This window comes from Verrucomicrobiia bacterium, from assembly GCA_035577545.1.
Taxonomy (GTDB): domain Bacteria; phylum Verrucomicrobiota; class Verrucomicrobiia; order Palsa-1439; family Palsa-1439; genus Palsa-1439.
This window is the reverse complement of record DATLVI010000010.1, coordinates 11297-31389: the sequence shown is the minus strand read 5'-3', so window position 1 is coordinate 31389 and position 20093 is coordinate 11297. Positions and strand designations below refer to the sequence as shown.

Below are 20093 nucleotides of genomic sequence, written 5' to 3'. Positions count from 1 at the left end.
TGCCAGCCACCTTTCAACGAACAAACTCCCCTCCACGGGCGAAAGACCCTTTTCGCGGTGGCTGCTGTCCGTTTTTGTCGGGCTCCTTTGTACGAATATGGCGATTCCTGTAGCCGCTTTGGCAAGCGACGCATCCCTCACGCCTGTCGGCAGCGTCACCAAGGCATTAACGAACCACGAAGTCACCGTGCAAGCCGTCATCTCGAGTGTGCGAGAGCCCAGCAGTCCACGCGCTCCCTATCTTGTCAACCTCACCGAGGCTGGCGCGACGGTCCCGCTCGTGTACTGGTCGGATATGCAACCGCAACTCGCGTCGAAGGTGAAAGTGGGAAATACCATCCGTGTGACCGCCCTCGTGAATGTTTTTCGGGATGCGCTCCAACTGCGCCTGCGTAACGCGGCGGCGCTCGACGTAATCAATGCCGTCGCTGGTGCCGCGGAGACCGCCACCAATGCAACGGCAACTGCAGCCCGTCCAACAGCACCGCCCGTCGAGACCGTCATCGGGGCGATCAAGGCGGACTGGGTTGACCGCGCCGTGATTATCTCCGGCACGATTGCCGCCTCGGAAACAATCGACAAAACCCAGCGACTCGGCGTCCAGGATGCCACCGGTGAAATCCCGGTCGTGCTCGGGGAAAAGGCCCTGTCGGGACTCTCCGCCGCACAGCTTCAACCAGGGCGCGCGCTCACAATCACCGGCCCGGTCAAGCTGGAAAGTGGGAAGCCGACGATCGTTCTCGAAGCTGCGGGCGCGGTGAAACTCGCGCCCCAGTAGGCCCTACTCGGTCTTCCGTGGGTGGTCCGACCTGGCCCCCCGCTTTGCCGTCCACCAATCGCGGATGGTTGGCGTAATCGTGCCGCGTTTGCGGATGTAGTTGATGACCGCCTCCCGCGTCTGAAAATCGTACTCCACCAGCTTCGTGTCGGGCCGGTCCACCAACTCCCGCAACCGTTTCCAGCGCTGCCCGCCGCCGGCCAAATCGTAACTGTTGAAGGCCACGGCAAGCCGTTGCGTTTCGTCCAAAGAGGAACCATCCGCATGAACCAGCGAGATGGTCCGCTGCCCCGGCTTTGCGTCGGGATCGAAGGTCCATTTCAACCCCCAAATCCCGCGAAACGCAGGATTATTGTAGGTCTCGACGTCTTCATCCAGGACGTCACGCAGCTCCGCCGGCGTCAACTCCAGAACACCGACGGTGTTTTCGTATGGCACAACCTTCCAGACATCCCCCACGGTGATGGCGCCCTTTTTCAACCCGTTCCGCCGTTCGTTGATCCCGTGCACGATCGCGTCCACCTTCACGCCGCGCGCGCCAAGCGCATCCGCAATCGCCTCAAAGATAACGTTGTGGATCGGCGTTTCCTTGTGCGGCAGGGCGCGGATCCACAGATCATCGGTGGCCTCGCCAAGGTGGGCGCTTGACAACTTCTCGGCGCGGTCAATTTCCGCGCCCGCGAGCTTCAGCACTTCGCCGTCGAGCGGGATATGTTCGTCCATGAGCAGCGTGTTGGACTGGCGCTTGACCACGCGGCCCTTCTCCGTGTCAAACACCAGGTCCACGCGGCCAAGATAAATCCCATAATAGTCGGCCTGGCTGTACAGGATATTGCTGACCTTGAATTCCGGAAAGTTACGGTGCGTATGGGCGCCAATGATCACATCCAACTCCGGAAAATTGCGCGCGATGGCGTTGATCTGGTTGGCGTGGTCATCCCCTGCCTCGCGATAGCCCTGATGGCAAACGAGCACCAGGACCTGCGCCCCCGCCGCCCGCGATTCGGGAACGGTTCGCCGTAACGCCTCCACCGAATCCTTGAACTCCAGTCCTGCAAACAGTCGCGGGCGGCTCCAGCTCGGGATGTCGGGCGTGTCCAACCCGATGATACCCACTTTCACGCCGTCCATTTCCCGCACTACGTACGGCTTCAAGCGCGACGTAATCCGCTGGGAGGTGGGAGTGCCGCCGCTGCCCGCTTCCTGGATGTTGGCGACCACAATCGGGACCTCGGCCCGCTCGGCGCAGGCTGCCAGCTTGCCCAGTCCCCAATCGAACTCATGATTGCCCCACGTCCACGAATCGTAATGCAGATGGTTCAGGCACTTCACCATCACCTGTCCATCGCTGAGAAAGCTGACCGGGGTGCCCTGCATGGAGTCGCCGGCATCCACCAGCAGGACGTTTTTCTCCTGCGCGCGAATCTGGCGAATCATCGTGGCGCAACGCGCGATGCCGCCCAGATTCGTCTTCCCTTCGTAGCTCTCCGTAGGCAACACGTTGCCGTGAAGGTCGCAGGTATGGATGATCGTGATGGGCACTTCACGCGCCAACAGGCTTACTCGCGCAAAGCAAAACAGAATTAGGACAGCCACCACCGTTCGCGGCGGCTTAATCATATTGCAGCACCTCGGGAGAGAATCCAATGGACATTCGCGGATAGTACCACCCGGCCATGTTTATGTGTCAAAACGAATCGGGCCGCCCCGTTGCCAGGGCGGCCCGTGATGAATTCAGATTCGTAATTACGAACGACGGCGACGAATCGCGAACATACCCAACACTCCCACACCAACCAACAGCATGGTGGAAGGCTCGGGGACGGCCGTGGCTTCAATCGAGAAGTTGTCGATCTTGAGCGTGCCGGCTGCGGCAGCATCGACACCGACAATGCGGAACACGTCGAGCGCGTTGTTGTCCAGCGCGGTCACCGCACTGACGTCTTGAGTTGTCCCGACATTAGCTGGCGCGGCAAAGGTGTTGAAATTATTGAACGTTGCACCACCATCGCTGCTGTACTGTAATACGACGTTCGTTGGGCCAGTGCTCGACCGATTTCCGGCCCATGCAAGAACGAGCCCCTGAAAACCTGTCGCGTTCAGGGTAAACTGGAAGTAGCTGGCCCCGCCGTTCCAACCGTTCATACCCACAGAGTTACCCGCCGGGAATCCGTGGTTATTCGGACTGGCTGTCACCGATGACAGGATCGTCAGCAACGGAGTTGCTTGCGAGTTGGAGAACGAGAACGAACTGATGCCAGAGCCAATGTTCGCCACCTGAAGGTAATTGGTCATGGCAGTACTCTGGTCTACTCCCACGAATCCGTTGGTGTTAAATGAGTAGAAAACAATGTTGGTTAGGGCTTGCGCCTCCGCAGTAAAAATCCCCATGGCCACCAAACTCGCAATAATAACTCTCTTCATCTTTCCCCTCTCCGTTTGCCGTTGTTTCGTCCGCCTCGCGAGCGGAATTAGTCGCTTCTCCAATGCCAACATTACAAAATCGTCATTTATAACGCAAGACTTTTCTCCGTTGTTTTCACGTTTTTAGTAGCCGGAGCAACACATGGAGTATCGACGCATTGAAAGCGATTACAACTCGACAAAAAGACCGATAGCGGAAGTTCTGCAACCGTTTGCACCCGCGTCCCCATGTTCTTGCAGATTGTGAACTGATTCGTTACCATCGCGCAAATGAATCAGGCGCCATCGAAGGCTTTTGCGCTGTGGTGGGTCGCCGTTGTGGCCTTCACAATCATTAGCCTCTGGCCCATCTGGTCAACCAGATTCCCCCCCCTGCAAGATTACCCACAACACTTGCTGCAGGCCAAGCTCCTGGCATTGGCCTGCGACTCATCCTCCGTGTACATGCGGAACTTCGAGCTTCGATTGCAGCCCACGTACGCCACATTCTATATCCTTACAGCAGCGCTCTTCAAGCTCACGGCGATTGAGATCGCGGGCAAACTGGCCATATCGGCGTACGTCGCGCTGGTTGTAGCTCTCGTCGTGAAACTACGGAACCGGATAAGTGGAGATGCACCAACATGGGGCGTGCTCCTGCTTTTCCTGTTCATGTTCAATCAACAGTACTTTCTCGGTAACATGAATTACTGCTACGCGCTGCCACTGGTCGTGCTGGCGCTGCTTGATTACGAGGAATTGGTCACCCAACCGCTCACGGCATGGCGCTGCACGCGACAGGCGTTGTGGCAGTTGGCGCTGTTTGTCACGCATGTCTTCGCGTTTCTCGTGTTCTTTGCGCTGGCGGTTGTCATGTCGATCTCGTATCGACACGATACGGCGCGGATCCGAAGAATGGCCATCGCAATCAGTATCGGCACCGTACTGCTAAGTGTCGGAATCCTCACCATTGGCCCGACGACAATCATTCCACCGAACATGGACAATCCACTTCCCGCCTGGAATTGGAAGCCGGTAACCGAATCACTGGGCTTCAGCCTGTATATGTTCACAGGCATGCGCTGGCACGACGGCGTGGATTCAACAACGGTGCTGTCGTGGATGCTACTCGCCGCATGCGCCGGCTGGGCTTGGTCCGGGACAGGCTCGGATACTCTGTCGCGCCAGCGTACCAGGCGCTACCTCGTGCTGTTTTGCGTGGCGACTACCGCTGCAGTGGTGCTGCCTTTCAGCGTCAGTGAATACACCTTCATTAATTTCCGCGTGGCCTCGCTCGCGTACTTCCTGCTGGCAGTCGTGGTGGCCGATGTGCGTTTCCAAGGCGGCCAAATCGCCGTATTCGTTGGCCTGATCGCGGTGATCCTCATACAATCAGTCGCCAAGCAAATTCGCATCTCACACGAGATTGCCGAAATTACACCGATTATCGAAAAGATGCCGCCGAATGCAACGGTGCTGCCACTGGTCTTTGAGCGAACTTCACCCGAGTTGGATTCCACGTATTTCGACCCGTATCTAAAAGCGCATAATTACTACCATATGCTTGTGGGGGGCGGGCTGAGCCCTTATTTTTGGGCACCGCCGATGCCGATGCGTTTGAAAGACAATGTGCGACCGCCCGCGCCCAACGAGTACGTCCCGAATTTGTTCAACTGGGACAAGCACGGCACGGCCTACAACTACTTCCTTGCGCGGGGCATGCCTGCCGATTTTGCAGTGTACCTGGCTGAGCACGCTGAATTACAGGCCGAATCGGGTCCATGGCAATTGTACGTCCGTAAAGCCGTCCAAGACGCCATCGCACGATGAGCCGGCCCTCGAAACAAATGCTCTTGGCCATCGCGGCACTCCTTGCGCTTACGGTGTTCACGCATTGGCCTGCCCTGCACAATGGTTTCATTTGGGACGATGATGATCATCTGACAGCCAACCCGGCGATGACCCTGCCCGGCGGCCTGCACAAGGTCTGGACGTCGGTGACATTTTCACGCTATTACCCGCTCACGCTAACCACCTTTTGGGCGGAGCGCCGCTTGTGGGGTCTGAATCCCCTGCCCTACCACGCGGTCAACATCATCATTCACGCCGGTAACGTGGCCCTTATTTTCCTGTTGCTGCGCCGTCTGAACATTCGCGGTGCCTGGGTGGCCGCCGCGCTTTGGGGAATTCATCCCGTCAACGTCGAATCCGTCGCGTGGATCACAGAACTGAAAAACACCCAGTCCGGTTTCTTCTTTTTCGCGTCGCTGCTGTGCTTTCTACAATTTGACCACAACAAAAGCCGAACTTGGTACGCGTTTGCCCTCGCTGCCTTCGCCGCAGCGTTATTGAGCAAACCTTCTGCAGTCGTGCTACCCTTCGTGCTCCTGCTGCTGGCGTGGTGGCAACAAGGCGAACTGCATAAGGCCGACTTTTTCCGCGCCGCGCCATTTTTCGCGTTGTCCGCGGGAATGTCGCTTTTAACCATCGTAGAACAACGCGGCCAGATCGAACGCTCGACTCAGGATTGGTCATTGAGTCTGGCGGGACGCCTGATCGTGGCCGGCAAGGCGCTGTGGTTTTACGCGGCCAAGCTGCTTTGGCCGGTGGACTTGTCGTTTGTCTATTCGCGATGGGAGATCAACGCGAGCTCACTGGTCTCGTTCGTCCCACTGCTGGGTGTTGTCGGGATAGCAGGCCTTCTGTGGCGCTACCAGCGCCAACTCTGGGCACAGGCGGCAACATTTGGAATCGGTTATTTTGCCATCGCCTTGTTACCGGTCCTCGGGTTCCTGGATATCTACTTTTTCCGCTACTCATTCGTGTCGGACCATTTTCAGTACCTTGCCTCGCTGGGTATTTTGACGCTGGTCGCGGCCGCCGGCGCCACACTGCTGGCGTCCCGAATCGTACAGTGGACCCTGGCAGTAGTATTGATCGCGGGACTGGGCACAATCAGTAGGCATCATGCACAAGTCTTTCATGACGATCAAACCCTGTGGCAGGACACGGTGGCGAAGAACCCCGATGCTTTCGTGGCCTGGTGCAATCTGGGCGTGATCGACAACGGAAAAAAGCTGTACGTGGAATCCGAGCGGTATTTCCGGCAAGCGCTACGCCTGAAGCCCGGGTTTCTGGAAGCGCAAAGCAATCTCGGGCTCGCGCTGACCGAGCAGCAGCGTTACGAAGAGGCGGAGCAAGCCCTGCAGGAAGCTCTCCGCATCAAGCCGGACTACAGCAAGGCCCTCTACTGTCTTGGCCACCTCTTTTACAAGATCAAGAAACCGGCCGAATCGGAGCAGTATTTCCACCGGGCCATTCTGGCCGAGCCGACAATGGCTGAGGCGTATTACGACCTGGGAACCTTGTTGCTGGAGCAAGGCCGTACCGATGAAGCCACCAAGTGCTACCGTTTGGCCCTTTCCTTGCAGCCCGACTACGCGCTGGTAAATAGCAATCTCGCCAGGATCCTCGTCGAAAAAGGCGAACTCGATGAGGCGATTCGTCTTTATGAACGTGCGGTCAGGGCCGATCCAAAACTCCCCGAACTCCGCTACAATCTGGCGGTAACGTATCGCACCGCAGGTCGGCTCGATGATTCAATCAACCAGTTCCGCGCGGCAATCGAGTTGTACCCGGGCCTGGGGCAGGCCTATTTCGAATTGGGCAAAACTTTTGTCCAGGCCCGTCGGTACAGCGAAGCCATCGACACCTTTCGGCGCGGCTTGGAAATCGAGCCCAGCCACATGATCATGGGCAACGAAATGGCCTGGCTCATGGCCACCGTACCTGACGCCTCGTTGCGGAACGCGCCGCAGGCAATCCAGATTGGCGAACAGCTTGCCAAATTGACCGCTCGCAAGGAGCCCAAGCCATTGGTCACGCTGGCGGCGGCCTATGCCGAAGCCGGTCGCTTCGATGAAGCCGTTACGACCGCACACGAGGCGCTCGCGCTTGCCGGCGCGCAAAATCAAAGCAACCTGGTCACGGCAATTTCAATTCAACTCAAGAATTACGAAGCTCGTGAGCCCTACCGCACTCCCTGAATAGCTAACATGACGAAACCCGAAAAAGCGGGCGCATTGACCGGATTTCTGCTCCTCGCGGGAGTCATGGTGTGCTTGATGTGGCAGCCGATCCATGAGGAGAGCGCGACGGCGGACGAACCATGGATTCTCGGCGCCGGCTATACGTACTGTGAAGGCCTGGGATTCCGCATGCACCCCGACGAGCCACCCTTGGCCAAATTGTGGTCCGCCCTGCCGCTGACCTTCATGTCAGTGAAGATTCCAGAGGAGTCACGTTCGCTCCTCGAAGGTCATACAGGATATCCTATGGACCGTCCATGGCGTGGTCCCCTTGAAGCGTCCAGCCAACTGTTTCCAGCGGGTCGTGACAATTGGTATTACTGGCCGTGGATGGAAGGGGATCGTTTCGGCCAATTCTTCCTCTACAGCGGCGAAAACGATGCCGACCGATTGCTGACCGCAGCCCGCTTGATGCAAGTAGTGCTGACCCTGCTCACGGCCGTCGTTATTTTCCTCTGGGCCAATCAACTCGCCGGCCCTTGGGCCGGGCTCCTCGGTTGTGCCCTCTGGGTTTTTAACCCGGTCGCACTGGCGCACGGCCATATCGTCCAGACCGATGGGGGTGGGACACTGACGATACTAGCGTCTTTATGGAGTTTCACCCATTTCGTGCAACGTCCTCGTCTTCGTACCGCGATTATCGCAGGACTGGCCTTCGGCCTGGCGCTGACGACCAAACTATCCGCCCTCCTGCTCCTGCCTATTTTCGTCGTGGTGACCGCGCTTGTACGGTGGAGGCTGACTGCAGAGCAAAGGAGCACTCTTCAGTTCGTCAAACTCATCTTCGTACTGGCCGCCAGTACGTGGGCCGTCATCTTGATTGTCTACGCGCCGCACTGGATGCCCGCGCCTCCGCTTGAACCGGCACAAGTCGCGTGGCTGAATGTTCCGTCGTGGTTTGAGGACTTCCGCCTGGTCCTGATTCCGCCGGACTTCTTCAAAGCCGTGGCGTTGCTGCTGGGCACTGCCGACGCAGGGCATAATGGCTACCTGCTCGGGAAGTGGAGTCCCGAGGGCTGGTGGTACTACTACCCCGTCGCGTTCGCCTTGAAAACGCCGATCGCCTTTCTGGCGCTCCTGACCGGGGCTCTCTTCGTTCTTCTCCGGCGAATTCGAACCCAACGGCTCGAACAACTTGTCCCCTGGGTTGCCGCCGCCATTTTCTTTGGCCTGGCGATGTACAACAAGATGAACATCGGCGTCCGCCATCTCCTACCCGTCTACGGGCTGCTGTCCGTGGGCGTGGCTTCGCAGTTGGCGCTGCGACGTGGAGCCTGGAGGGTCGCAACCATGTTTCTGGTTGCCTGGCTGGTAGCCGTGAGCATAGACGCACATCCGTTCTACATCGAATACTTCAACGAGTTCGCCGGCGGTGCGCGCAATGGCTACAAGTACCTGCTCGACTCCAATCTCGATTGGGGCCAGGACGTCAAACGCCTGAAGCAGTACCTGACCGGCCACCATCTGGAACGCTGCTATCTGGCCTACTTTGGCGTGGAAAAGGCCCTCACCTACCACGGCATCCAGTACACCACGGTGGAAGCCGCGGAAGCGCGCACCGCCCCACCCGGCACGCTCGTGATCTCGGCGATGGTCCTCATGCAACCCGAATGGACTTGGCTGCGCGAGCAACATCAACCCATCGACCGCGTCGGCTACACGCTTTTCGTTTACAGAATCGGTGATTAGCGCTTCCCGCAGACTTGCGCCTTCAGACCGACCGAGGCCTACCCCAATCTGCAAACACAAACGGGCCACCCCGTTTCCGGAGTGGCCCGTGATGAAGCGAATCTAGATTTACAACCCTTATGAACGGCGACGACGCATCGCCAACAGACCCAGTAGGCCCGCTCCGACCAATGCGATCGAGGAAGGCTCTGGAACTACATCGGCGAACGTGGTTCCAACCAGGATGTTGTCAACCCAGTTGAGTCCCTGCGTCGCATTACTCTGACGCAGCGCAAACTGAGTCACCGGAATCTGTAGAGGACCCGACACTACGGTATCCGTTGCGGTGGCGCCTGGATCCGTCTCAAGCGTGGGGCTGAGCCAGATGGTAGACGAATCAACCCCGCTGCTTTGATCAAGCCTGATCACGACTCGGTACGTCGTGCCCAAACTCAAAACTCCGGGCAGGAAAGCCGTGCCAGCGACCGCCGTTGCGGACGAGTTTGCGATGCCGATCGAAACCCCTCCAACCGTGTTCGTGACCAGCACCCTCGCGCGGAAATTCGAGGTCGACGTGTCTTTGAACATGGCAAAATACGACCCAGTGCCGGCTGGCCAAGAAGTGAAGTTGACATCGAAGCTGGCGTATTCAACACCGTTTGATGCTCCTGCTGAACTCAAGTTCAGCCCGTCATCCTTGCTATTTACTCCTGTAAGGACAGCGACGCCGTTGCTAACATTGAGCGCCGTTGTGCCGCTGAAATTGGACCATACTCCAGCAGGAGCGACAGTCGTCAAATCGCCGTCTGAATAACTGAACGTTTCGCTTCCAGTCAGTGCCGCCTGCGCTTGTGCCGCAGCCAGAATAGCTACAGCTAGAATACCCGTGAACTTAATCAATTTACTCATCTCGCCTATTCTCCCCTCTTTCTCAATCTAGTTTGCGCCCACCTCGCGAGCGGGCTCTTGTTCGCTTCTCCAAGCGCCATCATAGAGATTACGTTTTGTAATGCAAGGCTTTTTTTTGACTTTTCTTGACTTTTTTTGGATGGCGCTCCTGTCAAGCTCTGCAATCGGTATCACAGGCAAAGATTGCCTTGGAAATGTTACAGAATAAGGGCTAGAGCGTGAACAATTGGTGGCTTTTGATGGCGTTATTCGCTCTTTTTGGGTTGGGAACCCTGAGTTGCCCACCCTTGCGCCATCAGGCCCAAAAGTCGCGCCAAGGCGGCCTCGCTCGATGTACCGTCCCGCTCGGCATCCATGCGGGCCCGCCGATCAAGCTGGGAGGCCATTGCCGCCGATTTCTCACGCGGGCAACCCAGTCGCTCCAATCTGGCGGCGATTTCCTGAAGGGTCATGGCCCAACGGCCTTACTTGCCCAACGCTTCCTGGCGAGGAATGATTTTCACATGCGTAACGACCACCGGTTCCACCGGCGCGCTTTTCTCGCTCCCCGAGGAATTCATTTTGGTCGACGCCCCGCCGATTTTTTTCAGCACGTCAACGCCGGCAATCAGTTTGCCGAAGGCCGTATACTGGCCATTGAGAAACGACGCGTCCCCCAGGCAAATGAAGAATTGCGAGCCGGCGGAATCCGGGTCGCTGCTTCGTGCCATGGAAACAACACCCAGCACGTGCTTGTTCGTGTTGAATTCGGCCGCGATCTTGTAGCCAGGTCCGCCGGTGCCCACGCCCGGGTTCTGCGGGTCCTTGCTCAAGGGGTCACCCCCCTGGATCATGAAACCATCGATGATGCGATGAAACGCCGTGCCGTCGTAAAAATTCTGCTGCGCGAGCTTCTTGAAATTCGCCACCGTCTTCGGCGCGTCCTTGTCGTAGAACTCGATCACCATTTTGCCGAATTTCGTTTCGACCACCGCCACCGTATCCGTATCCGCTGCCATGAGGGTTGTTCCTTTCAGTAGAAATACCGTTGCCAATAAACCGGCCAATCCAATCATTCTCCGCATACTCTCAAGACCTCCGCCGTTTCCGTGTTCCAATTGAGTTTGACTCCCGCCGTTGCGAACTCGCGCCGAACATAGCCGAGCGCCAGCGGTTTGCCAAGCCGCGATGAACGGATCGCGCTGGTCAGCTGCCCCACCTCGCGGCCCTCCATAACGATCTTATCGCCACGGGTAGGAATGCTCTCTCCTGTGATGACGATCTGCACCAGCCGACGGTTCACGTGTCCGTACGTCTTGATGCGCGCGATGGTTTCCTGCCCGATGTAGCAGCCTTTGTCATAGCTGATCGCGCGCGCTTCGAGACCGGCCTCGTTGGGAATCATGCTTTCGTCCATGTCCACGCCCCACTTCGGTACAGCCCCCTCAATACGCAACACTTCCAATGCTTCCGCACTGATTGTCTCCATCATCGGGGTCGCGCTGATCACACCCCACCCGAGCGGATGCTGGAAAGTCACGGCCTGAGGGGGTACTGTGCCAATCTCGTCGCCAATCACCAGCCATTCGCTCATCGAATCGCCCACATCTTCAATCGTCACCTCTTCCGTAATAATGAACTTCTCGAGCGATGGCGCGAGCCCGGGGTTGACCTCCAGCAGAAATGAGTCCGCCAAACAAATGACCTGCCCCTCCCCCCGCATCTTGCCCTTCGCATTCAAAAATGCCGCGTAACAACTCTGGCCGGGCTGCAACCGCTTGATATCATTGGTGCACTGGCCCTGCAGGAACTCGACACGATCCGCACCGGTGATCCGGAGCCGTTCGCGCAAAGATGACAAGTCAACTATGGTCCGCCCGCCAGCCCGCGCTGAAGGTTCGCGAAGTAATTCGTTCATGTGCTCCAAAAGCTACTGCTACGGACAACTCGATAACAAATCCATCGACAATCTGACCTTACCCGCCGGGCTCCGCGATGCGGTCTATGGTCCTGGCAACCGCTCATCGGCAAAACTCAGGGTGGTTCGATTCGATCACCATGTTTTCACGATACCGACAAGGTTCTGGGTCAGCAAGCATAGGCGAATGCGAACGATTCTGGGTTGGGCCGCAGAGTCAAACAATTGAAGCAATTCATGTTCGGTCAGCAAATTCAGTTTCTCTTCTTTCGCCAACTCATGGAGCCCGACCGTACTCAAAATACCCCTGAAAACCCGGGGCGGGAAGTAGCTTATCAATGGCAGGTAGGAATGCGCTTCCACAGGAAAGAACCGATTGGGTGTGGTGATAAACACGTTTCTACCAACACGACAGGCCTCCCGCACGAACTGCCGCTGATTCTCCCGCGAACCCACATGCTCGATCACGGCTCCCGAAAAAACGATGTCGAACGACTGATCACCAAATGGTAGAGCGCGTCCATCGGCGCGCGTAAAACGGCTGAGCGGAAACTGCTTTTGGAGTCGAGACGGATCCTCAGGGGTTACGCCGGTGACCATCTCCGGGTGAGGGTAAAGGCGCTCAAAGTAATTTGATTCTATTTCTTCACTCATGGCGTCTGCCATCACGCCAACATCGAGCACTTTGGTCCTCTCATTCGGTGAGAATGTGTCCAGGAAAAGGCGAAATATCCTTCCCCGAACGCGCCAGGAGATCCTCGCCACGAGATCCGAGTGGTACGCGGAATACCCGTGGATGTTCTTCTTCATATCATCTCAGCCCACTGCGCCATTAAGTCGACAAAAACGAAACGTGAAGATATAACCCAATTGCCGGACCAAATCCTTCCAGGAAGATTTCACCCCTTCGTCCGCGCCGCGAGCGCAATACGAAATCGGGAATTCGACAATCGAGTAACCCCGACGCGCCGCATTGGCGGTGATTTCATGACAGATCTCGAAGCCGTCGCTCTTCAAGGCAAAGCTCCGGAGAACATCGCCTTCGAACGTCTTATAGCAGGTACAGGCATCGGTGATTTTCGTGCCGAACAGGAGATTGACATAGAAAGTCAGGAACCGATTTGCCAACCGGCGAATGGGTGACATATTTCGAATCACTCCCTTGAATCGGGAACCATAAACCACCTTGGCCTTCCCCTCCAGGATCGGTGTCGTCAGCATGGGGATCTGGCTTGGATCGTATTCCAAATCCGCATCCTGGATGATGATTACCTTGCCGGTGGCCGCGCGGATCCCGTCCCGGAGGGCCGCACCTTTCCCTCCGTTGACGTTGCGATACATGATGCGCAGGTTCTGCGTCTCGTGAAATCGACCCAGCACTTCCCGCGTCTTGTCGCTGGAACCGTCATCGACGACCACGACTTCCCGCAGGTAATCGCCGAAATCCACCGCCAAAATCATGCGGAGGACCGCTTCAATGATTTGGTCTTCGTTATAAACCGGGATTACAATCGATAGATCCGGTGTTCCGCTGTGTTTTTCCAAGCTTGCCATCGTGTTACTCGCCGGGTTTGTTGAGGCGGATGATTCTCCACGACGGCTCAAATTGCGCCATCTCCTTACAGGTCACGGTTGGAAATCGATCGTCCTTCAGGAGCTGCCACACATACGCGGCGGCAATGTCCGTTTGCGATGGCTCCTGCCCCGTCAGGGCCACGAACGCCAATCGCATGTCCTCTTCCAGACTCGCTTGTGAACGTACCAACAAGAACTCCACATTTCTTTTCCGCTGTAGTTCCCAAAACCGGTCCGCGGACGCTGTCGTGAGCATTTCGCCTGTGTCGTTAATCCCATCCAAATTGCACCAAAAGCCAGTGCCAACGACCCGCACCTTGCCCATGGGCGCGAGAAATGACGCCTCGTCCCACGGTGCCAGCACGATTGGGTGCCGCACCGTCGAACCCAGGCAATCGGAGACGGCCTCCAGGGCGAAAGTTTCAACCTGTGGCCCGCGCAAGGAATCCCCGCCAATCAATTTCATGCTGTGGTTGACGCGCAGGTTGATCATCCACGCGGGAAAGGTTGCCACCACCATGCCCGCCAGGCAAAACTCGGGTGAATTGGCCCACAGATGCGTGACGGCCAGCCCGGCGGTCATGACCAGCACGGGAATGAAAAAGTCCATCCAGCGCACCTGGCAAAATGTAAGCAGCAGATACGAAAGAGCCACGAGCAGGACCCAACGAACGCGCCGGTCAATCTTCTTGAAAGTGAAAATCAGGCCCAGCGACACGAATGGCAGGAAACCGAAGTCGATATAGCCGTGTTGCAGTGCTTGGGACAAGTTTGTGGGGTACGGCATGCATTCCACTGTTACGCTCATCAATCGCTTCAGTCGCACGTCCTGCATCACGTGAAGATGGTGCCAATCGAAGCCCTTCATGGCCGCCGCAGTCACCACCGACAGCCCTGCCGCCAACAAAATCGCTAGCAGTTTCCAACTCTTCGAGATCGGGGAGCGACTAACCAGTTCCAGCAATCCCCCGCCAATGAGCCACAGCGCCACGTGCCACGCAGAGATGAGCTCCAGGTGTTGGGAAAACAAATGTGGCCAAAACTCGAAGAGCCATGCAATCAGAGTACCTACGAGTCCGCTGATCCACCAGCCGCGCCAGAATTGCTTGTGCCCCTCATCCGCTGTTTGCCACCCGAGTTCGTACAAAGCCAGCCCTCCCACCAACCCGCACGCAGGCATCATCTCCGATCCTGCCGACCAGATTGCCAGTGCCGTGGCAATACCCACGAACACCCCTCCCGCCGTGGTAGGCTTCTGCCGCCACGCCAGGCACCCTCCCACAATGCAAATGAAGAGCAGCTGATGCAAACTGTGGTGGTCCGTGTTTCCAAAGGCCGTGATCACCATGACATCGACCAACACCGGCCACGCCACAATCCAGCAGGCCGCCAAAAGCCAGCCGCCCGCGCGCAAGCCCAATAACCCCAACGCGATCATGCCGGCCAATCCGACAATCGGCCCCAGCCACAGTCCCGCCCATTCCAACGCGCGTGCGCGCGGCATCCCACCCACAAATTCTCCCACCCGCACCATACCGACACCCAGGGTCGTCATCGGAGCCGTCCACGGGTTGAGCGTACCGTACGGTGCGTTGATTTCAGGCAACCAGTGAATGCGCGCGCCATCGCCGTCGAGAGCCCGTTCCACCAACCGCCAGCGCATCATGCTATCAGAATCAACGAGGACATAATGGCCGTCCGGCGCACGCAACAAGGGGACCTGGATGTTTCGGGCCCAGAAGTAGGCGATAGTTGCGGCTACGAACAGCAGCAACAGGAACAGAATCTCTCGGTTGGTAGTTTTACTCGACAAGGATGGATTTTATGATGCCGAAGGGCAACCGGAGTGTCGAGAGAAAACCCGTCCATGCCCGGGTGTGAAACGGCCAATTGTGCGGATTATCGAGCAACTGAATGCGCTCGAAACTGCCGCATGTTCTCGAGTGTCTGGCGAAACTGGTCTGAATCCGGTCGCAGCTGCACCGCTTTCTCCATCTGCGAAATCGCTTCGTCAAGGTGACCCTGTTTCGCCAGCGCAGCCGCCAGCATGTAGCGCGCTTCGGTAAACTCCGGCTTAAGGTGCACGGCCTTTCGGAGGTGTTCGGTCGCTTCCTGGATCTGCCCGGACTGCAGCAGGGCGGCTCCCAAATTGAAACACCCTTCGGCCAACCGCGGATCGATTTCCACCGCATGTTTCAAGTGTGCGATTGCGCCTGTGACATTACCGGATTGAAGCAGCGCATACCCAAGATTGCCCTCCGCTTCCTCGTAATCCGGTCGGATCTGCAGCGTCTGCTCATATTGGTCAATCGCGTCCTGAAGTCGGCGTGCGCGCAAATAGGCGTTCCCCAGGTTGTAATGTCCAGACCAGGAACCGGGATTCAAGGTCACTTCCTCGCTGTACAATGTCTCCTGGCTTCGGAAGGCCTCACAATGTCGCCAACTCCAGGTGCAAAGCACCGCGACCACGATGGCGGCGGCGAATAGGCCCAATGATTTTTCGCGAATCAGTTGGGTGGCGCACGCAGACACCAGGGCGATGAGACCAATGCTGGCCAGGTACTGCCAGTGGTCCATCACAAACGATTCCGCGAAGCCCACACTTAAGAACCCGAGAACCGGCCCCAGCATGACGGCAAAGCACAGCACCGCTGCAAGCGGACCCTTCCCCAGCTTGGCGCGGTTAAGCCATAGCGCCAGGATTACGCCCAACGCACATGCCGGATAAAGGTACTGCCACCACATCGAAGGATCGATTTGCCATTGCGGGTAGACGATCATGACCGGGTGCGGCCAGATAATCTTCCCGGCGTAAAACCAGAGAGCCCGACCCGCGAGCAAAACGCGCTGAATTATTGACAGGTGCCATTCTGGGGCCTGTGTGTTTGAAAGGGCCGCCTGAAAGTGCATCGTCACGATTCCCATCGTGGCGCCCACAAGGAAAAATGGCGCCAGAGGAACCAGATCTTCTCGCCTGATTTTCTCGCGCTTCCACCAGAGCACCACCAGGAGAACCGCCGGCAAAGGAACCACCGCCGTTTTTGCCAGCAACGCCAACAGATAAAGTGCGAGGGCTGCTCCGTAAAACCACCACCGCCGGGCTGCGGGAGCCAAAAACTTCAAGTATGCAAGGAATGCCAGGAAGAAAAGGCATCCCGAAAGAACGTTCTTGCGCTCGGCAATCCACGCCACCGATTCCACCTGAACCGGATGGACAGCGAATATCAATGCCGCCAGCCACGCCCCAGGTACAGACAGACGAGTCAACAATATCCCCACCAGAATCGCGTTCGCCACGTGCAAAAGTACATTGACCATGTGATAGCCAAGTGGCTGGAGACCCCACGCATGGTACTCCACCCAGAACGTGGAAAAGGTCAGTGGATAATATGGGAGCGGGACATCCTGCCAGTGCGCCGTCCACAGGTCTCGCAAGCCGCCGTTCGTGCGGAGCAGCTGATTATCAACTACGTCCTGAAAATCGTCCCAGATAAACCCATTATGCAATGTCGGTCCGTAGGTGATGAACGTAATGAGTATGATCAATCCTACCCACCAATAAATGTACTGGCTATCTTCCTTGCAGGCCGAGTCTGGGGTCGCACCGGTAGGTTCACCATCGCGCTTCATCGGGTCGGAACGCTACTATCAACGCACTTCAATTACAATCCTGACTGCTTGCGTCCTTCCTGCCGAATCAGTAGCCTGTCCCAGTCATGCCTCTCGACCTAACCAGCGACGACTACTTCATGGGCGAAGCGCTACGACTCGCGCGCACGGCCTACGACACGGATGAAGTGCCGGTTGGCGCCGTCATCGTCCGCGACCTTAAAATCATTGCCCGGGCCCATAACCAGGTGGAACTGCTCAAAGACGCCACCGCGCACGCGGAGATTCTCGCCATCACGCAGGCCGCTCATGTGCTCGGGGACTGGCGGCTGGAAGGTTGCACCCTCTTCGTCACGAAGGAACCCTGCCCCATGTGCGCCGGCGCCCTCATGCTTGCGCGCCTGAATCGCCTCGTGTTTGGCGTCCGTGACGAACGCGCTGGCGGTGCCGGGTCCGTCTTTCCGATTACCTCCGCGAAGGGACTGAACCACACCGTCGATGTGGTCGCAGGTGTGAAGGAAACCGAGGCACGCGATCTGTTGCAAAGTTTTTTCCGCGCCCGGCGCTCGGCGGGCTAGTTTAGCCCCGTGTTCTTCGGCAGAAACGGCTGCAGTTTTCTCCACCGCTGGTCCTTGCCGACAAACGCCTCCCACATGGCATTCGGGACCGATTCCTCCAGCATCGCCGTGTGCGGCCGGCACACCAGCCACGAGCCTTCGCTCAATTCTCGCTCGAGTTGTCCCCCGCTCCAGCCCGCATGACCGGCGAATGCCCGTACCCACTCCTGTTTGGGCAGCGCAGTAAGTTCTTGCGGGTCGGCCACGATTTGGCAGCGCAACTGTTCGTCGTTCTTCCCGCGCTGGAACCGGGCGAAAAGTAGCGCGGTCGTTTTGACCGGTCCGCCCTGAAATACCGGAATTTGCTGCAACGCCTTCGGCAGGTCCGGCGACAGCGCCACCTCGCCGAGTTTCTTGTCGAGCGGACGGTTCATCACCAACCCAAGTGTGCCGTCGGGACCGTGTTCGGCGATGTAGACCAGCGTCTGGTGAAAATTCGGGTCGAGCAAGTCTCGCGAGGCCGCCAGCACCAACCCCGCGAGCGATTCGCCTTCTGGAATCTCAAATCCCATGCCCTACCTTACCACTTCCCAGCATCGCGCGCATATTTGACCAGCCCGCCGCGAAATGGCGGGAAACCCGTGCCAAAGATCATGCCAACGTCGATGTCGTCCTCGGAAGCCACCACTCCTTCGCTGAGGCAGCGCTTCGCTTCGTTGATCATCACTCCCAGCAAGCGCGCCTGGATTTCCGCAGGACTGGGCGTCTTCCCACTCGCGAGCTTCAATCCTGCGTTCAGTCTCTCTTTCTTGCCTTTATATAGGTAAAACCCTGCCCCGCTCTTTCGCCCCTTCAACCCCCGCTCATAAACCTGCCGGAGAATCGGCGCGACCGTCATCCGATCATGGAAAGCCTCGGCGAGTTCGCGCGCTACATCGTACGCGACGTCGATCCCCACCTCGTCGATCAACCGAAGCGGTCCCATCGGCATTCCGAAATCAAGCATGGCCTTGTCAATCGACTCCACGCTGACGCCCTCGCCCAGCAGCACGCCCGCTTCGTTCAAATACGGCATGAGCAGTCGGTTCACCAGGAATCCCGGCGCCCCCTTCACGATAATCGGGATTTTCTTCAATTGCTTCGCAAACTCGACGGCCACTGCGATTACCTCCGGCGCGGTTTTCGTTCCGTACACGATCTCCACCAGCGGCATCTTGTGCACAGGGTTAAAAAAATGAATTCCGATGAATCGCTTCGGGCGGCCACTGGCTTCCGCCAACTCATCAATGGGAATCGCCGACGTATTGGAGGCGATAATGCAGTCATTGCGCAGGCGGTCAACCAATTCGCTGAACGCCAACCGCTTGACCTCGATCTTCTCGAGGACCGCCTCGATGATCAGGTCACAATCGCCAAAACCGGTGTACTCCGTCGTCGGGTGCACCCGCGCAAAACCGTGCTGCGCGTCCAGTTCGGAAAACTTCCGCCGCTTCACGCCTTCGCGGTACGCGTCCGCAATGCGCTTGACGCCGGTCGCGACGAACTCTTGCTTGATATCCTTCAACCGCACCGTCAACCCGCGTGCGCTGCACCATTGCGCAATACCCGCGCCCATCACGCCCGCGCCAAGCACCCCGACTTTCTGGATCGGTACCGTCGTGACTCGCGCCGAGACCGGCCCGGCGCGCTCCACCCGCCCGGTGTCAAACGTCAGTTTGGAATACCTCTCGCGCAGGAAGAAAATGCGGATGAGGTTCTTGCACACCGGCGTCGCGCTCACTTCGCCAAAGATCTTCGCCTCGCGCTCCAGTCCTGCGTCGAGCGGGCCCGCCAGACCTTCTTCTATCGCGTCAATGGCCCGCAACGGCGCCGGGTACTGGCCTCGCGCGCGCGCGGACACCTGCTTGCGGGCGATCCGACAGGCAATCGGCCGCAACGGCCACATGTTCTGCAACTTCACCGATTTGCGGGACGCGCGGCGCTGACCGAGCGCGAAGCGTTTTGCCGATTCCCGCAAGACCACGCTCGGTACGGCTGCGTCCACCAAACCGATCCGCCGTGCCTTGTCCGCGCCGACGCTCTTGCCTGCACAAATAATATCCAGCGCCGCCCTCAATCCAATCAACCGCGGCAGCCGCTGTGTCCCGCCCCAGCCGGGAATGATGCCGAGTTGGGTCTCGGGCAATCCGATCTGCGTTTTCGGATGGTCCGTCGCCAGGCGGTAACGGCACGCGAGGGCCAGCTCACAACCGCCGCCCAGGCACGCGCCGCCAATAGCGGCGACCGTCGGCACACCGAGTAGTTCGATCTTGGCGAAAATCCGGTGTCCTTCGCGCGAGAGCTGCTCACCATGGTTCGCGTCGCGGATCTTTTCCAGTTCGTTGATGTCCGCGCCGGCGATAAAGATACCCGGTTTGTCGCTGGCAAAGATGACAGCCTTGGGCTTGCGCTTGGAGAGTTCATCTAGAATCACCTCCAGCCGCTGCATTTGCGCGAACCCGAGGATGTTGACCTTCGAATCCGGGTCATCGAACAGCACCCACGCAACGCCGTCTGCGTCGAACTTAATCCGCGGAGATTCCGTAGCCACCAATGTTGTCATTCAGGTC

17 protein-coding genes are annotated in these 20093 nt (G+C 57.9%); 5 read left to right on the top strand and 12 right to left on the bottom strand.

The window, feature by feature from the left end; all coding sequences use genetic code 11:
- Positions 1–97 precede the first annotated feature (97 nt).
- The gene (locus VNL17_03180; GenBank protein ID HXI83075.1) at positions 98–778 is read left to right on the top strand and encodes a hypothetical protein; all 681 of its coding nucleotides are present in this window, start codon (positions 98–100) and stop codon (positions 776–778) included.
- 3 nt (positions 779–781) lie between these two features.
- Here VNL17_03180 and VNL17_03175 read toward each other — a convergent pair whose 3' ends face one another.
- Positions 782–2398, bottom strand: a complete 1617-nt coding sequence (locus tag VNL17_03175; GenBank protein ID HXI83074.1) for a bifunctional UDP-sugar hydrolase/5'-nucleotidase — start codon at positions 2396–2398, stop codon at positions 782–784.
- Between the two features lie 126 nt (positions 2399–2524).
- On the bottom strand, positions 2525–3202 hold the full coding sequence (locus VNL17_03170; protein HXI83073.1) for a PEP-CTERM sorting domain-containing protein: 678 nt from the start codon (positions 3200–3202) through the stop codon (positions 2525–2527).
- A 270-nt stretch (positions 3203–3472) separates the two neighbouring features.
- Between VNL17_03170 and VNL17_03165 the strand changes: the two genes are divergently transcribed.
- Genes VNL17_03165 through VNL17_03155 form a run of 3 tightly spaced genes read left to right on the top strand, consistent with a single transcriptional unit; the run spans position 3473 to position 8958 of the window.
- A complete protein-coding gene (locus tag VNL17_03165; GenBank protein HXI83072.1) occupies positions 3473–5011 on the top strand; it encodes a hypothetical protein in 1539 nt (512 codons plus the stop codon).
- The gene (locus tag VNL17_03160; protein HXI83071.1) at positions 5008–7227 is read left to right on the top strand and encodes a tetratricopeptide repeat protein; all 2220 of its coding nucleotides are present in this window, start codon (positions 5008–5010) and stop codon (positions 7225–7227) included. Before VNL17_03165 ends, VNL17_03160 begins: the two co-directional genes overlap by 4 nt.
- A gap of 9 nt (positions 7228–7236) precedes the next feature.
- A complete protein-coding gene (locus VNL17_03155) occupies positions 7237–8958 on the top strand; it encodes a glycosyltransferase family 39 protein (protein HXI83070.1) in 1722 nt (573 codons plus the stop codon).
- A gap of 117 nt (positions 8959–9075) precedes the next feature.
- On the opposite strand, the gene VNL17_03150 is transcribed toward VNL17_03155, so the two are convergent.
- The 8 genes from VNL17_03150 to VNL17_03115 all read right to left on the bottom strand — a co-directional run bounded on the left by VNL17_03150 (position 9076) and on the right by VNL17_03115 (position 16864).
- The gene (locus VNL17_03150; protein ID HXI83069.1) at positions 9076–9846 is read right to left on the bottom strand and encodes a PEP-CTERM sorting domain-containing protein; all 771 of its coding nucleotides are present in this window, start codon (positions 9844–9846) and stop codon (positions 9076–9078) included.
- Between the two features lie 245 nt (positions 9847–10091).
- Positions 10092–10298, bottom strand: coding sequence for a hypothetical protein (locus tag VNL17_03145; GenBank protein HXI83068.1), 207 nt, complete (start codon positions 10296–10298; stop codon positions 10092–10094).
- Between the two features lie 12 nt (positions 10299–10310).
- The gene (locus VNL17_03140) at positions 10311–10844 is read right to left on the bottom strand and encodes a peptidylprolyl isomerase (GenBank protein ID HXI83067.1); all 534 of its coding nucleotides are present in this window, start codon (positions 10842–10844) and stop codon (positions 10311–10313) included.
- A 53-nt stretch (positions 10845–10897) separates the two neighbouring features.
- Positions 10898–11743, bottom strand: a complete 846-nt coding sequence (locus VNL17_03135; protein ID HXI83066.1) for a glycine cleavage T C-terminal barrel domain-containing protein — start codon at positions 11741–11743, stop codon at positions 10898–10900.
- Positions 11744–11878: 135 nt separating this feature from the next.
- Positions 11879–12553, bottom strand: a complete 675-nt coding sequence (locus VNL17_03130; protein ID HXI83065.1) for a class I SAM-dependent methyltransferase — start codon at positions 12551–12553, stop codon at positions 11879–11881.
- A 6-nt stretch (positions 12554–12559) separates the two neighbouring features.
- Complete coding sequence (locus VNL17_03125) at positions 12560–13297, bottom strand: glycosyltransferase family 2 protein (GenBank protein ID HXI83064.1); 738 nt, start codon at positions 13295–13297, stop codon at positions 12560–12562.
- A gap of 4 nt (positions 13298–13301) precedes the next feature.
- A complete protein-coding gene (locus tag VNL17_03120; GenBank protein HXI83063.1) occupies positions 13302–15131 on the bottom strand; it encodes a hypothetical protein in 1830 nt (609 codons plus the stop codon).
- An 86-nt stretch (positions 15132–15217) separates the two neighbouring features.
- Positions 15218–16864: a tetratricopeptide repeat protein gene (locus VNL17_03115; GenBank protein HXI83062.1), complete on the bottom strand. Its 1647-nt coding sequence runs from the start codon at positions 16862–16864 to the stop codon at positions 15218–15220.
- Between the two features lie 170 nt (positions 16865–17034).
- On the opposite strand from VNL17_03115, the gene tadA reads away from it, so the two are divergent.
- On the top strand, positions 17035–17505 hold the full coding sequence (tadA, locus tag VNL17_03110) for a tRNA adenosine(34) deaminase TadA (protein HXI83061.1): 471 nt from the start codon (positions 17035–17037) through the stop codon (positions 17503–17505).
- On the opposite strand, the gene VNL17_03105 is transcribed toward tadA, so the two are convergent.
- Both VNL17_03105 and VNL17_03100 read right to left on the bottom strand, forming a co-directional pair.
- Positions 17502–18056 (bottom strand): YqgE/AlgH family protein, encoded by a 555-nt coding sequence (locus VNL17_03105; protein HXI83060.1) that lies wholly within the window; start codon positions 18054–18056, stop codon positions 17502–17504. The genes tadA and VNL17_03105 overlap by 4 nt on opposite strands.
- An 8-nt stretch (positions 18057–18064) precedes the next feature.
- Positions 18065–20074: a 3-hydroxyacyl-CoA dehydrogenase NAD-binding domain-containing protein gene (locus VNL17_03100; protein ID HXI83059.1), complete on the bottom strand. Its 2010-nt coding sequence runs from the start codon at positions 20072–20074 to the stop codon at positions 18065–18067.
- Positions 20075–20093 lie beyond the last annotated feature (19 nt).

Bases quoted from the DNA above. Each gene is read 5' to 3' on its own strand.
- VNL17_03175 (HXI83074.1), bottom strand. From the start codon at position 2,398: ATGATTAAGCCGCCGCGAACGGTGGTGGCTGTCCTAATTCTGTTTTGC.
- VNL17_03135 (HXI83066.1), bottom strand. From the start codon at position 11,743: ATGAACGAATTACTTCGCGAACCTTCAGCGCGGGCTGGCGGGCGGACC.
- VNL17_03160 (HXI83071.1), top strand. From the start codon at position 5,008: ATGAGCCGGCCCTCGAAACAAATGCTCTTGGCCATCGCGGCACTCCTT.
- VNL17_03140 (HXI83067.1), bottom strand. From the start codon at position 10,844: ATGGCAGCGGATACGGATACGGTGGCGGTGGTCGAAACGAAATTCGGC.
- tadA (HXI83061.1), top strand. From the start codon at position 17,035: ATGCCTCTCGACCTAACCAGCGACGACTACTTCATGGGCGAAGCGCTA.
- VNL17_03105 (HXI83060.1), bottom strand. From the start codon at position 18,056: ATGGGATTTGAGATTCCAGAAGGCGAATCGCTCGCGGGGTTGGTGCTG.
- VNL17_03165 (HXI83072.1), top strand. From the start codon at position 3,473: ATGAATCAGGCGCCATCGAAGGCTTTTGCGCTGTGGTGGGTCGCCGTT.
- VNL17_03180 (HXI83075.1), top strand. From the start codon at position 98: ATGGCGATTCCTGTAGCCGCTTTGGCAAGCGACGCATCCCTCACGCCT.
- VNL17_03155 (HXI83070.1), top strand. From the start codon at position 7,237: ATGACGAAACCCGAAAAAGCGGGCGCATTGACCGGATTTCTGCTCCTC.
- VNL17_03170 (HXI83073.1), bottom strand. From the start codon at position 3,202: ATGAAGAGAGTTATTATTGCGAGTTTGGTGGCCATGGGGATTTTTACT.
- VNL17_03150 (HXI83069.1), bottom strand. From the start codon at position 9,846: ATGAGTAAATTGATTAAGTTCACGGGTATTCTAGCTGTAGCTATTCTG.
- VNL17_03145 (HXI83068.1), bottom strand. From the start codon at position 10,298: ATGACCCTTCAGGAAATCGCCGCCAGATTGGAGCGACTGGGTTGCCCG.
- VNL17_03125 (HXI83064.1), bottom strand. From the start codon at position 13,297: ATGGCAAGCTTGGAAAAACACAGCGGAACACCGGATCTATCGATTGTA.
- VNL17_03130 (HXI83065.1), bottom strand. From the start codon at position 12,553: ATGAAGAAGAACATCCACGGGTATTCCGCGTACCACTCGGATCTCGTG.